This is a genomic window from Salinisphaera sp. S4-8 (assembly GCF_040361235.1).
In the GTDB taxonomy this organism is placed as follows: domain Bacteria; phylum Pseudomonadota; class Gammaproteobacteria; order Nevskiales; family Salinisphaeraceae; genus Salinisphaera.
In genome coordinates this window covers 55,165-68,156 of the sequence record NZ_APNF01000012.1, presented here as the reverse complement: position 1 = coordinate 68,156, position 12,992 = coordinate 55,165, and the positions used below count along the sequence as shown (strand labels likewise).

14 protein-coding genes are annotated in these 12,992 nt (G+C 63.1%); 1 reads left to right on the top strand and 13 read right to left on the bottom strand.

The genetic code is table 11. The annotated features are described in order from the left end of the window. The first annotated feature begins 23 nt into the window (after nucleotides 1-23). Nucleotides 24-1,238 carry a flagellar hook-associated protein FlgL gene (gene flgL, locus S4A8_RS16120; RefSeq protein ID WP_353175189.1) on the top strand — a complete coding sequence of 405 codons (1,215 nt, stop codon included), beginning with the start codon at nucleotides 24-26 and terminating at the stop codon, nucleotides 1,236-1,238. Nucleotides 1,239-1,807: 569 nt separating this feature from the next. Here the strand turns inward: flgL and fliR are convergent. From fliR to fliF, 13 genes are read right to left on the bottom strand one after another with little or no spacing between them, the layout of a single operon-like run. Further along, complete coding sequence (gene fliR / locus S4A8_RS16115; protein ID WP_353175187.1) at nucleotides 1,808-2,599, bottom strand: flagellar biosynthetic protein FliR; 792 nt, start codon at nucleotides 2,597-2,599, stop codon at nucleotides 1,808-1,810. A gap of 19 nt (nucleotides 2,600-2,618) precedes the next feature. Further along, a complete protein-coding gene (gene fliQ, locus S4A8_RS16110) occupies nucleotides 2,619-2,888 on the bottom strand; it encodes a flagellar biosynthesis protein FliQ (RefSeq protein WP_353175185.1) in 270 nt (89 codons plus the stop codon). 10 nt (nucleotides 2,889-2,898) lie between these two features. Then, entirely contained in the window at nucleotides 2,899-3,657 is a 759-nt protein-coding gene (gene fliP / locus S4A8_RS16105; RefSeq protein WP_353220921.1) for a flagellar type III secretion system pore protein FliP, read from the bottom strand. Next, nucleotides 3,657-4,166 carry a flagellar biosynthetic protein FliO gene (gene fliO, locus S4A8_RS16100; RefSeq protein ID WP_353220920.1) on the bottom strand — a complete coding sequence of 170 codons (510 nt, stop codon included), beginning with the start codon at nucleotides 4,164-4,166 and terminating at the stop codon, nucleotides 3,657-3,659. The genes fliP and fliO overlap by 1 nt, the downstream gene beginning before the upstream one ends. Beyond that, nucleotides 4,163-4,678, bottom strand: coding sequence for a flagellar motor switch protein FliN (gene fliN, locus S4A8_RS16095; protein ID WP_353175180.1), 516 nt, complete (start codon nucleotides 4,676-4,678; stop codon nucleotides 4,163-4,165). Before fliN ends, fliO begins: the two co-directional genes overlap by 4 nt. Beyond that, nucleotides 4,675-5,685 carry a flagellar motor switch protein FliM gene (gene fliM, locus S4A8_RS16090; protein WP_353220919.1) on the bottom strand — a complete coding sequence of 337 codons (1,011 nt, stop codon included), beginning with the start codon at nucleotides 5,683-5,685 and terminating at the stop codon, nucleotides 4,675-4,677. The genes fliN and fliM overlap by 4 nt, the downstream gene beginning before the upstream one ends. A gap of 9 nt (nucleotides 5,686-5,694) precedes the next feature. Beyond that, nucleotides 5,695-6,180, bottom strand: coding sequence for a flagellar basal body-associated protein FliL (gene fliL, locus S4A8_RS16085; RefSeq protein WP_353175176.1), 486 nt, complete (start codon nucleotides 6,178-6,180; stop codon nucleotides 5,695-5,697). Nucleotides 6,181-6,231: 51 nt separating this feature from the next. Then, entirely contained in the window at nucleotides 6,232-7,734 is a 1,503-nt protein-coding gene (locus S4A8_RS16080) for a flagellar hook-length control protein FliK (RefSeq protein WP_353220918.1), read from the bottom strand. Between the two features lie 26 nt (nucleotides 7,735-7,760). After that, on the bottom strand, nucleotides 7,761-8,207 hold the full coding sequence (fliJ, locus tag S4A8_RS16075; protein WP_353175174.1) for a flagellar export protein FliJ: 447 nt from the start codon (nucleotides 8,205-8,207) through the stop codon (nucleotides 7,761-7,763). Between the two features lie 3 nt (nucleotides 8,208-8,210). After that, entirely contained in the window at nucleotides 8,211-9,596 is a 1,386-nt protein-coding gene (fliI, locus tag S4A8_RS16070) for a flagellar protein export ATPase FliI (RefSeq protein ID WP_353220917.1), read from the bottom strand. Next, a complete protein-coding gene (locus S4A8_RS16065; RefSeq protein WP_353220916.1) occupies nucleotides 9,593-10,285 on the bottom strand; it encodes a flagellar assembly protein FliH in 693 nt (230 codons plus the stop codon). Before S4A8_RS16065 ends, fliI begins: the two co-directional genes overlap by 4 nt. Continuing rightward, nucleotides 10,278-11,270: a flagellar motor switch protein FliG gene (fliG, locus tag S4A8_RS16060; protein WP_353220940.1), complete on the bottom strand. Its 993-nt coding sequence runs from the start codon at nucleotides 11,268-11,270 to the stop codon at nucleotides 10,278-10,280. Before fliG ends, S4A8_RS16065 begins: the two co-directional genes overlap by 8 nt. 4 nt (nucleotides 11,271-11,274) lie before the next feature. After that, nucleotides 11,275-12,951, bottom strand: a complete 1,677-nt coding sequence (gene fliF / locus S4A8_RS16055; protein ID WP_353220915.1) for a flagellar basal-body MS-ring/collar protein FliF — start codon at nucleotides 12,949-12,951, stop codon at nucleotides 11,275-11,277. Between the last annotated feature and the right edge of the window lie 41 nt (nucleotides 12,952-12,992).

Genomic DNA, 12,992 nt, shown 5'->3' with positions numbered 1-12,992 from the left:
CTTAACCTGAAAAGGCCCACGTCATGCGCTTGAGTACCAATTCGATCTACAGCATGAGCATGCAGTCGATCATGCGTCAGCAGGGCAAGGTCGCCGAAGTCGGCCAGCAGCTGGCCAGCGGCAAGAAGATCGTCACGCCGGCCGACGACCCGCGTGCGGCCTCGCAGGCGCTGGTGGTCTCCCAGGCCAGTGCGGTCAACGACCAGTTCGAAGCCAGCCGTACCGCGGCACGGCGCAGCATGGCGGCCGAAGAAGCCGAACTGGATCAGGTCACCAAAGCGCTGCAATCGGTTACGCCGCTGCTGGTCAAGGCCGGCAATGGCACATTCAGCGATGCCGACCGCAATTCCATTGCCACCGAGCTGGAGGGCATTTATGCCGAAATGCTCGGCAGCGCCAATGCTCAGGATGGCAACGGCCGTTACATATTCGCCGGTCACGACGGCGATCGGACGCCGTTCGTCGAGTCCGGCGGCCGGGTGAGCTATCAGGGCGATGAGGGCCTGCAAAACCTGCGCGTGGATGCATCGCGCATGATGGCGGTCAATGACACCGGCACGCGCGTGTTTTCCTCAGTCACCGATAGCGCCCAGTATGTGGCCAGCGCTGACGACGCCAATGCCGGCAGCGGCGTATTCGGCGCGATCAACGTGGCTGACTCGGGTGCAGCCGATTTCGGCGACGAATTCCGCCTGAGCTTCAGCGAAGCCGGCGGCGAGACCCGCTATACCGTGGTCAATGCCACGACTGGCGAAACGGTGACGGCCGATCAGCCCTATAAGGCAGGCGAGCCGATCGCGCTGGGCGATAGCATGCTCGCGACCATCAAGGGCGAGCCCGCGGATGGCGATAGTTTTACCTTTGCCCGCGATCGCGACGAAGACAACAACATCCTCAATACGCTTGCTTCGGTGATCGACGTGCTCAAGCAGGGCACCGAGACGCCGGCCTCGCGCGCTGCGCTGGAAAACGGCATCAACAGTGCGAATCGCAAGGTCGCCAACGCGCTCGACAACGTACTCACCGTACGCGCCTCGCTGGGCTCACGGCTCAACGAACTGGATACGCTCGATACGGTCGGCGCGGCGCGCGGGCTCAACTACGATACGACGCGTTCGCAGCTCGAGGATCTCGACTACATGTCCGCCTATTCGGACTACAGTCTCGCCCAAGTGGCCCTGCAGTTCTCGCAGAAGACGTTCACCGATATCCAGAAGCTGTCGATGTTCAATCTCTAGCGAGGCGCTTGCGCCGGGTCCGGCTACCAACCCGGACCTGTAGCGTGAAGAAAACAGTCCGCAAATAAACGCGAATACACGCGAATGCAAGAAGGCGGTTTCGGCGCACGGGGCGACGCCGCAGTCTTGCGTCACCTTCGAAATCCGCGAAACGCCCGTCCGGCGTTTTGCCTTTATTCGCGTTTATTGGCGTTCATTCGCGGAAAGCTTTTCTTTGCCTTGGCTGCCTGTCGCTTGAAGAAATAGTCCGCAAATAAACGCGAATACGCGCGAATGGAAGAAGGCGGTTTCGACGCACGGGGCGACGCTGCAGTCTTGCGTCGCCTTCGAATGCCGCGAAACGCCCGTACGGCCTTTTGCCCTTATTCGCGTTTATTAGCGTTCATTCGCGGACAGACCTTCTTTGCCTTGACTTCCCTCCGCGTGAAGAAAATCGGCCTTGCGAACCTTTCGAAGACTGCAAAACGCCAGTCCAGCATTTACTAGCGTTTCTTCGCGTTCATTGGCGGACAATCTTGCCGCGCATTTCGCACAGCGCGTGTTTTTCCGATGCTGGGAACAGCCGATGCTCAGTTGTTGCCGGCCATGGCGCTCAGGATTGCGCCCATGGCCTCGATGCCGTTGGCAAACATCTGCTCGAACAGGCCGCCGAGTTCCGGCACCATGAAAAACAGCAACACCACGCCGGACAACAGGGTCAACGGAAAGCCGATCGAGAAGATCGACAGCTGGGGCGAGGCGCGGTTGAGAATGCCCAGCGCCATATTGATGGTCAAAAGCGCGGTGACCAGCGGCAGCGCCAGGCCGAGCCCGGCGCTGAACACGGTGCCGCCCCAGCGCACCAGCAAGTACCAGCCATCGGCTTCGATCGCGCCGGCGCCGACCGGCAGCTCGATAAAGGTCATGGCGAGCACGCGGATCATGATCAGATGGCCATCGAAGGCCAGGAAGAACAACAGCGCGAAGACATTGAGAATCTGGGCGAGCACCATGATGTTCGCGCCCATCGCCGCAGAGTAGAACGAAGCAAAGCCCAGACCCATCTGCAGGCCGATATAGTCGCCGGCCGCGCGTACCGCGGCGAAGACAACGCGCATCACCAGACCCATGGCGATGCCGATGAGAATCTGCTGCACGATCAGCCACACGCCCACGTACGATACGGGCGGTATATCCGGCGGGGGCGGCAGCGTCGGGGCGATGATGAAGGCCAGCAGCACGGCGATGCCGACCTTGGCCACGCGCGACAGGCTGTTTTCGCCGAGAATCGGTGCGACCGCGACGAACGCGAGAATACGCACGAATGGCCAGAACAGCGCCATCACCCAGGGTGTGATCTGGCTCGTGGTGAACTCGATCATCGCGACGCGGCCCGCGCGGCTAGCCGATCAGGCCGGGGATGCTCAGAAACAGATCGCGAGTGAAATCCTGTATCAGCCCGAGCATCCACGGCCCGGCCACGATGAGCGCGGCGAATACCGCCAGGATCTTGGGGATGAACGACAGCGTCATTTCGTTGATCTGGGTGGCGGCCTGAAACAGGCTGACCACCAGGCCCACGAGCAGCGCGGTCAACAACAGCGGCGTGGCCATGAGCAGGGTGACTTTCATGCCCTGATAGGCCAGCTCCATGACGGTTGCAGGACTCATCGACGATGCCTCAGGTCATGAAAAAGCTGTCGGCCAGCGAACCGATCAGCAGTGTCCAGCCGTCCACGAGCACGAACAGCATGAGCTTGAACGGTAACGATATGGTGGCCGGCGGCACCATCATCATGCCCAGCGACATCAGCACGCTGGCCACCACCAGGTCGATGATCAGAAACGGGATGAAGATCATGAAACCGACCTGGAAGGCCGTTTTCAGCTCACTGGTGACGAACGCCGGCAGCAACAGCCGCAACGGTACGTCTTCCGGGCCCTGCATGGGCGGAATATCGCCGAGATTGGCGAACATGGCCAGATCGCTCTCGCGGGTCTGGCGCAGCATGAATTCGCGCAACGGCCCGACGCCGTTCTGTATGGCCTGCTGAAAAGTGATCTCGTCGCGTGAAAGCGGTTCGTAGGCGACATCGTAGATGCGCTCGAACACCGGCGACATCACAAAAAAGGTCAGAAACAGGGCCAGCCCCAGCAATACCTGATTGGGTGGCGCCGTGGGCGTGCCGATGGCGCTGCGCAGCAGGCTCAACACGATGATGATGCGGGTAAAGCCGGTCATCATCAGCAGTACGGCGGGCAAAAATGCCATGGCCGTGAGCAGAACCAGGGTCTGGACCGACAGGGTCCAGGACTGGCCGCCATTTTCGAGTTGGCGTGTGACCACGCCCGGCAGGGCACCGGGTTCCTGGGCGCCGACGGCAAAGCTCACGGTCAGCCCCAGCAGCGCGAGCAGCAGGTGGATCGACCGGCGGCGCATCAACGCTTTCCGTCGTGCCGGGTGAAACGCGTGCCGGCGCGGCGCAGGTTTTCGGCAAACGCCTCGCCGAAGCTCGGGTTCGACGGCCTGGCCGGGCTGGTTTCGGCCGGCACGTCGCGTTCACCGGCGGGCATGGTATGCAACGTGTTCACGCTGTTGGGGGCCACGCCGAGTACCAGCCAGGTATCCTCGACTTCGATGACCACCACCCGCTCGCGCGGGCCCAGGCTCTGGCTGGCGATGATATCCAGCGAACGCCCGCCGCGTTTGCGGTAGGGGCCGAAGCGCTTGAGCAGCGCACTACAGGCAAAGATCAGCGCAATCACCACAATCAGACCGAGCGAGGTGCGACCGATGCTTTCCATGCCCAGCGAGCCGTTGGCCTTGGGCACCGCCGATGACGGCGTATCGGCGCTGGTCTGGGTGCGCCCGTGCAGCCAGTCGGCCGAGCCGTTACGCGGTGCGTTTTGCGCAGCGTCGATCGTCTGTTGCGCCTGATCTTCGTTCATTTGTTGAGCTTGTGGATGCGTTCCGAGCGGGTCACGATTTCGGTGATACGGATGCCGTATTTCTCGTCGACCACCACGACCTCGCCCTGGGCAATGAGATAGCCGTTGACCAGAATCGACATCGGCTCGCCGGCCAGCCCGTCGAGTTCCACGACCGAGCCCTGGGCGAGGTCGAGCAGTTCGCGAATGGTCAGGCGCGTCTGGCCCAGTTCCACCGACAGGGTGACCGGGATTTCCATGATCATGTCGAGTTCGCGCGGCGTACCCGCCTTGGCCTCGTCGGCCAGCGGCTTGAACACGCTGTCACCGGCGCTGGTGGCCTTGTCGCCGGCGCCAGACGCCTTGGACGCGCTGCTCTTGTTCGACTCGACCTCGGCCTGCTCCGCCATGGCCTCGCCCCAGGCGTCTTCCATGCTGTCCGCGTTGTCCGTTTCGGTTTCGCTGCCGGCCTGTTCGGCAAGCGCGGCCGCCCAATCGTCGTCGGCGTCGCTCTGGGGCACTTGATCGTTCATTTTTTCGGTCCCTGTTTGGACTTGGAAGCCTCTTGGTTGATGACCCGGGTCACGCGCAGCGCCTTGCGGTCGTTGAGTCGTCCGTAGTCGCATTCGAGCACCGGCACGCCATCAACCCGCGCGGTAATCGCGCGCGGCAGTTCGATGGGCAGTACATCGCCGACCGCCAGGCGTGAAACCTCGCCGAGGGTGGTCTCGATCTCGGTGAAATCGGCGACCAGTTTGATATTGCTTTGCTTGATCTCGCCGGCCAGCTGACGCGTACGGTGCTGCTCTTCTTCCGGATCGCGCTTTTGTAGCGGCCCCGACAACAGATCCTTGATCGGCTCGATCATGGAATAGGGCATGCAGATCTGGAAATCGCTGCCGAAGGCGCCGACCTCCACATGAAAAGTCGAGCTGATCACCAGTTCGTTGTCGTTATTGGTGATATTGGTGAATTTCACCTGCATTTCGGCGCGCTGATACTCCAGCTCCACCGGATAGACGCTCTTCCAGCCTTCGGCATAGCTTTCCAGTGCCAGCGACAACAGGCGCTGGATGATGCGCTGTTCGGTATGCGTGAACTCGCGGCCTTCCGAGCGGGTGAGAAAGCGCCCATCGCCGCCGAACAGGCTGTCCACCACCAGATAGACCAGATTTGGCGGAAACACCACCAGCGCATTGCCGCGCAGCGGCTTGATGCTGATGAGGTTGATATTGGCCGGTACCGGCAGATTGCGGGTGAAGTCCTTGTATTTCTGGATCTTGATACGGCCGACGGTGATATCCGCATTGCGCCGGATCAGGTTGAACAGCGACATGCGAAAACGCCGCGCAAAGCGTTCGTTGATGATATCGAAGGCATGCAGGCGCCCGTGGACCACGCGCTGCTGGTCGTTCGGATCGAACGGACGAATGCGCTTGCCACCGTTATCGGTCTGGGAGGCGGACGGTTCGTCATCGCCGCTGACGCCGAGCATCAGCGAATCGATTTCGTCCTGCGATAGCATGTCGTCGTTGGACACGAGCGCGGCCTATTGAACGATGAAATCGGTGAAAAGGACTTCCTGCACGCCGATCGCGTCTTCGTCTTCGTCGAAGGGCCGGGCGATGGCGACCTGCAAGCTGTTGGCCAGCGACTGCTTGCCGTTGGCGCTGGTCAGGTTGTCGGCCTGGGTGTCGGCGATCGTCATGAGAATCCGGTTGCGTACCTGGGGCATGTGCTCGGCAAGTTTTTCTGCCGCCTTGTCATCGTCGACCTTAACGGCGATACGAACATACAGGATACGCCCGCGTGGATCGCGCAGGTTGGCCGTGAACGGCTTGATTTCGACGAATACCGGCGCCGGTTTGGGCACGGGTGCTGCGTGCGCTGGCTCAGCCGCGGCCTGATCGTCGTCGCTCATGAAGAAATACGTGCCGCCGATCGCCGCACCGGTCACGATGATCAGCGCCAGCGCCATGATGATCAGCCAGAGCATGCGATTGCCGCCGGCAGCGTTGGGGGGCGATGTGGCCATGACGAGAGGTATCCTGTTCGGGCCGGTATAAAACGGCCGGGTTTGCGATGACTAGGCGAAGATGTCGATGCCGCCGTCGAGCGTGCGCCCGGCGAGCGTGGTCACCGCGACTGGCGCGGTCAGCGTATCGGCGCTGGCGACGTCCGTGCTATCGGCCGGCATGCGCCCACCCTGAGCGCGGCCACTGCCATCCCCGTTCGATGCGTTCGAATTCGTGCCCTGATCGCTGACCGAGGTCTGGCCGAGGTTGATCCCGTTGTCCGCCAGGGTCTGGCGCAACTGGGGCAGTGCAGCTTCCACGGCGGCCCGCACATCGGCATGCGCCGAGGCGAAGTGCAGCTGCGCGTGTTCACCCATCTTCAGTGATACATGCAGCTGGCCCAGTTCACGCGGATAGAGCGTGAGTTCGGCTGCGCCATCGCCGACGTGGCTCAGCCGCAGGGCCTGCTGGTTGATCGCCTGCTTCCAGGCTTCGCTGCCCAGCGGCGCGTTGATATTGGCGCTCAGCGTCGCGGCCGGCGCGCTTGTCGCAAGCGCGGGGTTCGTGCCCGCCTGGAGGCTCGTTGCCGTACCCGGCAGCGATTTCAGATCGGCAGCGTCGGTGGCCTCGGTGCCCGCGGCGGTGGCAAAACGCTTGCCGAAGCTCTGAGTCTGCGCATCGCCGGTAAAGGCGGCCCAGGCGGCCGGATTATTACGTGCGTCGGTGGGCATATGCTGCGCACCGAAGGCGATACGGGATCGATCGGCGGCGAGCGCCTCGTCGCCCTGTCGGGTCAGCGCCGCATCGCCGGCGGCGGCAAGCCGCAGACCGCTGTCGTTGTCGGCCCGGCCAGCCCGGGCGCTGCGTGTATCCAGCGTGCGCCACTCGATCGCGGCGCGTCCATCCTGTGCGCCAGCCTGGCCTGTACCCGACAGGGCCAGTTGCAGGTCGGTGGTGGCGCCAGCCATGCGCGTATCGGCTGCGCTGGCATTGATGGCGGTGTGGGCGCCGGCTGGCAAAGCGCCTTTGGCCGCTACGGCAGTGCCCGTATTGTGCTGTAGCGACACGGCGATCGTGTGCCAGCGGATATCGGCAAAGACGGTCGCATCGTTATCGGACGCCTCGTCGTGGCTCGACGCATGCGCCGGTTCGGCCTGCGTGGCGGGCTCGAGATCGAGCGTCTCGGCAAGATCACTGGGGCGCGTGTCGCCGGCCGGCCGGGCCTCGCCCGTCAGATCGGTCAGCGCAATCTGGTCGCCACGCGCTGGCCGCGTTTTCGCGCTGGCCAGGTCGATGTCCCCGTGGCGTTTGGCCGCGGTATCGCGGGGCACGCCATCGCCATCGGCGCCTGCCTGTTGTTTGTCTGTCAGCTGCGCGATGCGCGCTTGCGGGCTGGACGGCGCCTGCTTCGGCGCATCGGTGGTACGCGTATCGGCGGGCGTATCCGCGCGCCGGCGATCAGCCAGCACGGCCGAGAAACTGGCCTCGCCCTGGGGCTTGTCGCCCGCCGGCCCGGCCTTCGCCGGACCCTCGGTCGACGTCGGTGCAATCTTGTTGACCAGTTGAATACTCATATCACGATCCCGTGAGCCGCGCGGGCTTATTGATACAGGCCGGCGGACAGCGCGCGGCTGGCGAATTCATCGGTCTGGCGCTGTTCGCGCCGGGCCTCGGCTTTTTCGGCGGCTTCGCGCCGGCGCACGGCCAGCACGTCGTAAGAGTTCAGGCGTTTCTGGCGTGCACGCCAGTCTTCGTTGCCGTGCTCGATACGGCGTTCGCTTTGATTGACAGCGCCGCGTTGTGCCTCGATGGCGTGTTCCAGCGAGGCAATGAAGCGCTGGTAATTCTGCAGCGTGGCAATACTCATGCCCATGGTCATGGCTTCATCCAGACGACGCTGATATTCGGCGTGATAGCCCAGCAGCGCTTCCAGCTTCTGCTCGGTCTGCAGGTGATCCTGGCGCAGCTGGCCGAGCTTGACCGCGGCCGCGTCGCGGTCGTCGGTTGCCAGGTCGATGAGCGTATCGAGTGCGGATGTCTTGGCCATGTTCTAGTGATTGGTTCGTTGCGGTAGCAGTTGGGCCAGGTGCTCGCTGGCGTGTTCGAAGTCGGCGCGTTGATTCATCGATTGCTGCAAAAAGGCTTCGAGCTGCGGGTACATCTCGATGGCCTGATCGAGCAACGGGTCGCTGCCCTTGGCATAGGCGCCCACGCTGATCAGGTCGCGATTGCGCTGGTAGCGAGAGAGCATTTGCTTAAAGTACTGGATACGCGACAGATGCATTTCGTCGATAAGCGCGGTCATAGCGCGGCTTATCGAGGCTTCGATATCGATAGCCGGATAATGGCCGGATTCGGCCAGCTGGCGCGACAGCACGAAATGGCCGTCGAGAATGGCGCGCGCGGAGTCGGCGATCGGGTCCTGCTGGTCGTCGCCTTCGGTGAGCACGGTATAGAAGGCCGTGATCGAGCCCTTGCCGGGCGCATCGTTACCGGCGCGCTCGACCAGTTTGGGCAGTTTGGCGAATACCGACGGTGGATAGCCCTTGGTCGCCGGCGGCTCGCCGATGGCCAGGGCGATTTCGCGCTGGGCCATGGCATAGCGAGTCAGCGAGTCCATGATCAGCAGCACGTTCTTGCCGCGCTCGCGAAAATCCTCGGCCAGACGGGTCGCATAATCCGCGCCCTGCAGTCGCAGCAGGGCAGAGTCGTCGGCCGGCGCGGCCACGACCACCGCCCGTTTGAGGCCTTCGGTGCCGAGAATGTTGTCGATGAAGTCCTTGACCTCGCGCCCGCGCTCGCCGATGAGCCCGACCACGATGACGTCGGCCTGGGTGAAACGCGCCATCATGCCCAGCAACACGCTCTTGCCCACGCCGGAGCCGGCGAACAGGCCCAGGCGCTGCCCGCGCCCGACCGTCAGCAGCGCATTGATCGCGCGGACACCCACATCCAGCACTTCGTGGATGGGTTCGCGATCGAGCGGGTTCAGACGCGGCGCGGCCAGTGTTGCATGGGCCGGGCCGTGCAACGGGCCGCGCCCGTCGAGTACACGCCCGCGCGCATCGACCACGCGCCCGAGCAGACTGTCGCCCACGGGCACGCGCTTGCTGCCGATCGCCTGCGCGCCCGGCGGGGGCAGGGTGGCCCATACGCGCGCGCCTGGCACCATTTCGGCGGTATCGACGAACGGCATGAGCAGCAGTTTTTCCTGATTGAAGCCCACCACCTCGGCTTCAGCGAAATCGTTGCCGCCGCGGATTTCAACAATGCAATGCGCGCCCAGCGGCAGCTGTAGGCCCACGGCTTCGAGCACCAGGCCCGTGGCGCGAGTCAGGCGTCCGCCCTGGCGGGTGCGTGAAAGGCTGGTTACGCGTTGTCGGGCCTCGCGCAGATTTTCGATCCACTGCTGAGCAGTGCTGGGATTTCCGGTCATGACTCTTCTCCATGCCCGACGGTATGCAACAGTCGGCTCCAGCGATCGCCGCCCGTGGCGTCGACGGCGCGCTGTTCGCTTTCGACACGACAATCGCCGCGTGCCAGCCCCATATCGGGGCGTAGTTCCCAGCCAGCGGCCTGAAGTGTCTGCGATAGATGTGATTCGACCAGCGCGTGATCCTCGATATTCACATACAGCGTCGGATTGCCGCCGATGGTCGGGTTTTCGGCCATCAGCTCCTCGATGTCATCGAGGATGTGTTCGGGTTTGAGCTGTAATGCCCGGCCTGCGAGTTTCTGGCCTGCTTCAAGCGCGAGCTCGACGAGTTCGTAGGAGACCTTGTCGTTAAGGCTGTCCACAGCCGAGCGAAACGAGCCGCTCAACTCGCGAATCGGGGCGAGAAGCGTTTCGAGCTCGGCGGCCAGACGTTGTTCGTGTTCCGCTTTGGCCTCGGCCTTTCCTTCTTCTCGGCCTTGTTCCAGGCCCTCGGCATAACCGGCCTCGTGGCCCTTGGCCACTGCCTCTTCCTTGGCGAGCTCGAACAGCGCGAAGCTGATGGCATCCTCGCGCCGGCGTGCCGGCGCATCCGTGGCATCGTCAATATTACGGCGCGGCATGCGCCGTTCGAGCGCGCCCATCTGCCAGGGGCGCCAGGCATCTTTTCGCGCGCTCGAGCGATCAGACATACTCGTCGTCTTCCTTGCTTAGCGTGATTTCGCCGGCGTCGGCCAGACGGCGCACGGTCTGCAGAATGGCCTTGCGTTCGGTTTCGACCTGCGACACGCGAATCGGGCCGCGCAGATCCATGTCTTCGCGCAACATTTCGGCCGCGCGATTGGCCATGTTCGAGGTAAAGCGCGAGATCAGTTCCTCTTGCGTGCCCTTGAGCGCGACCACCAGGCTGTTCTGGTCGACTTCCTGGAGCAGGCGCTGGATGGTGCGATCGTCGGCGCTGGCCAGATCCTCGAATACGAACATCTGGTCGATGATCTTCTGGGCCAGACTGTCGTCGTGCGCACGCACGCTCTCGAGCACGCTTTCCTCGTTGGCCGAGTTCATCAGGTTGAGGATCTCGGCGGCGGTCTGAACACCGCCCATCTTGCTGCGCTTGAGATTCTGCCCGTCGAGCAGCCCGGACAGCACTTCCGTGAGTTCCTGCAGCGCAGCGGGCTGTACGCCGGAAAACGTCGAAACGCGCAGCACCACGTCGTTGCGCAGATGTTCGTCGAAGTGCATGAGCACTTCCGCGGCCTGGCCGCGTTCCAGATGCACCATGATGGTGGCGATGATCTGCGGGTGTTCGTCGCGGATCATTTCCGCGACCACGGTCGGCTCCATCATGTTCAGCGCGTCGATACCCGTGCCTTCCTGGGCGTCGAAGATGTCCTCGAGCAGACTCGCTGCGCGCTCGGCGCCCATGGCCTTGGTCAGAACCGAACGGATGTGTTCGCTGGAGTTCATGCTCACCGCGCTGACCTGCTCGAATTCCTCGTGGAATTCGTTGAGCACTTCGGTGATCTGCTCGTTCGAGATGTTGCGCAGACCGGCCATGCGCGCGCCCAGTTCCTGGGCGTCGCGCGTGGACAGGTGCTTGAACACATCAGCGGCAGTGTCTTCGTCGAGCGTCATCATGAGGATGGCGCCGCGCTCGCTACCGGCTTCGTTGAACATCTGTCTAGGCATTGCTATGCATCCAGCTCTTGATGATGGCGGCGACCAGCTTGGGGTCGTTCTTGGCGGCTTCGCGCGTCGTGTTGAGCAAGGCGTCCTGTTGCCGGCGCTTGCCGCGGCCGGCTTCGATGGCCGCACGCAACTCGCCGGTGTCGTCGTCTTCGTCCGTATCGCGGGCCATTTCACCGGCCTCGGCATCGGCCAGACGTACCGGCGGACGCGGCACCTGGTCAAGTAGCGGTTTGACCAGTCGGCGCCACACGATCCAGGCCACGATCGCCAGCAGTAGATACTTGACCGCGCTTTCGACCATGGAAATGAGCTGGCGATCCTGCCACCAGGGCATGCTGGGTTCGACGACGGTGTCGGGCTGGTCGGTGAACGGCATGTTGATCACTTCCAGCGAGTCGCCCCGTTCGGCCGAAAAGCCCATCGCTTCGCGCACCAGACTCTTGATCTGGGCCATCTGCTCCGCGCTCAGGGGCATGGGCTGCATTTCGCCTTCGGCATTGGCCTGCATCGGATAGTTGACCACCACGGCGGCCGACAGGCGCTGGACCTGACCGCTTTGTTCGCGCGTGTGGCGAATGGTGCGGTTGACCTCATAGTTGATGGTGGCGTTGCTCACCGTCGAGCCTTTGGCGCCGTCCTTGCCGCCGGTCTGGGCGGTCGTGGTCTTGTTCTGGTTGTTGATCGGCGAATCGATTTCCGGGCTGGGCTGGTTGCTCAGCGCACCGGGCACACCGCCGGTCGCCGGCCCGCCGTTGGTGCGCGTGGAACTGCGCTGTTCGCTACGAATTGCGGCCTGGGACGGATCGCCGTTGGGGGTATAGAGTTCCTGGGTCTGCTCGTTGGACGAGAAATCCACGTCGGCGACCACGCGCGCACGAATATTGTCGCGGCCGACGATCGGCGCGAGGATCGATTCGATACGATCGCGATAGCTGTGCTCGATACGATCGACATATTCCAGCTGAGCGCCGTCGACCGCATTGTCGGCACTCGCGGCATTGTTCGACAACAGCTTGCCGGCACCGTCGACCACGGTCACGCCGTCGACCGGCATATTGGTCACACTGCTGGCTACCAGATTGACGATGGCGGTGACCTGACCGTCGCTGATTGCGCGGCCACGATAGAGATCCAGCACGATCGAGGCCGTCGGTTTCTCGCGTTCGCGCACGAATACCGAGGATTCCGGAATGGCCAGATGTACGCGCGCCTTGGCGACGGCGTCCATGCTCTCGATGGAGCGCGCCAGCTCGCCTTCGAGCGCGCGCTTGTAGTTGACGTGTTCGGCGAACTGGCTGATGCCGAAGGACTGATTGTCCATCAACTCGAAGCCGACGCCGCCGCCGTTGGGCAGGCCTTCGCCGGCGAGCTGCAGGCGCGTACGGTCGATCATGTCGGTCGGGACCATGATCGTATTGCCGTTGCCCGCGAACTTGTAGGGCACCTGCCTCTGCTCGAGTTCAGCGATGATTTCGCCGCCGTCGCGATCGCTCAAGTTCGAGAACAGCACGCCGTAACTAGGACCCATGGTCCACAACGCCATGGCCACCAATAGGGTCACGGCAATCGCGACACCCACGATTAACGGCAGACGCGGATTCGCGCGTAGCTGCTCCAGCACGCCGGGCTTGGCCTCGGCTGCTGCGACTGCCGTATCCGCTGTCGCCATGCTCTTTCCTCGTTGCTTGATGTGCGATTGCCGCGGCTTGT

Coding starts and splice junctions, on each gene's coding strand:
- fliR (WP_353175187.1), bottom strand. CDS start 2,599: ATGATCGAGTTCACCACGAGCCAGATCACACCCTGGGTGATGGCGCTG.
- flgL (WP_353175189.1), top strand. CDS start 24: ATGCGCTTGAGTACCAATTCGATCTACAGCATGAGCATGCAGTCGATC.
- fliG (WP_353220940.1), bottom strand. CDS start 11,270: ATGTTCAACGAAGCCGGTAGCGAGCGCGGCGCCATCCTCATGATGACG.
- fliJ (WP_353175174.1), bottom strand. CDS start 8,207: ATGGCCAAGACATCCGCACTCGATACGCTCATCGACCTGGCAACCGAC.
- fliP (WP_353220921.1), bottom strand. CDS start 3,657: ATGCGCCGCCGGTCGATCCACCTGCTGCTCGCGCTGCTGGGGCTGACC.
- S4A8_RS16065 (WP_353220916.1), bottom strand. CDS start 10,285: ATGTCTGATCGCTCGAGCGCGCGAAAAGATGCCTGGCGCCCCTGGCAG.
- fliN (WP_353175180.1), bottom strand. CDS start 4,678: ATGAACGATCAAGTGCCCCAGAGCGACGCCGACGACGATTGGGCGGCC.
- fliL (WP_353175176.1), bottom strand. CDS start 6,180: ATGGCCACATCGCCCCCCAACGCTGCCGGCGGCAATCGCATGCTCTGG.
- S4A8_RS16080 (WP_353220918.1), bottom strand. CDS start 7,734: ATGAGTATTCAACTGGTCAACAAGATTGCACCGACGTCGACCGAGGGT.
- fliF (WP_353220915.1), bottom strand. CDS start 12,951: ATGGCGACAGCGGATACGGCAGTCGCAGCAGCCGAGGCCAAGCCCGGC.
- fliI (WP_353220917.1), bottom strand. CDS start 9,596: ATGACCGGAAATCCCAGCACTGCTCAGCAGTGGATCGAAAATCTGCGC.
- fliQ (WP_353175185.1), bottom strand. CDS start 2,888: ATGAGTCCTGCAACCGTCATGGAGCTGGCCTATCAGGGCATGAAAGTC.
- fliO (WP_353220920.1), bottom strand. CDS start 4,166: ATGAACGAAGATCAGGCGCAACAGACGATCGACGCTGCGCAAAACGCA.